Annotated in this window: 1 protein-coding gene; it reads right to left on the reverse strand. The window is 68.0% G+C overall.

What is annotated here, in order from left to right; all coding sequences use genetic code 11:
• Positions 1–454 (reverse strand): acyltransferase domain-containing protein (locus tag IE258_RS40990; protein ID WP_308434256.1); only part of this gene is annotated, 454 nt, incomplete at its 3' end.
• Positions 455–519 lie beyond the last annotated feature (65 nt).

Here is a 519-nt window from a genome sequence, read left to right on the forward strand (position 1 = left end):
GCAGCCGGAACAGTGCCACCTCGATGGCGAACAGTGTGGGCTGGGTGAATTCGGTCCGGGACAGGGCCTGTGCGTCTTCGTCCCACATCACTTCACGCGAGGGGCGTGGCAGCAGCGGATCCAGTACCGCGCACACCTCGTCCAGCGCGTTCCGGAAGGCGGGGAAGGTGTCATACAACTCCTGTCCCATCCCGATCCGCTGAGCCCCCTGCCCCGTGAACAGGAAGGCGGTACGGCCGGTCGGGGTATCGACGGTCTCCGTCGGGGTGTCGAGAGCGGTGAGGAGGTCGGCGTGGTCGGCGCCGATGACGACGGCCCGGTGTTCCAGAACGCTCCGAGTGGTGGCGAGGGAGAACGCGACGTCGACTGGGCGTAGTCCGGGGCGTTCGGCGATGTACGACCGTAGCTGCTCCGCCTGCGCTCGCAGGGCTTGCGGGGATGCGCCCGAGATCACCCATGGCACGACACTCTCGTCCCGGGGGTCGGTGTCGGCTGGATCGGCCGGATTGGCTGGATCGG

The organism is Streptomyces tendae (genome assembly GCF_014650435.1).
Classification (GTDB): domain Bacteria; phylum Actinomycetota; class Actinomycetes; order Streptomycetales; family Streptomycetaceae; genus Streptomyces; species Streptomyces tendae.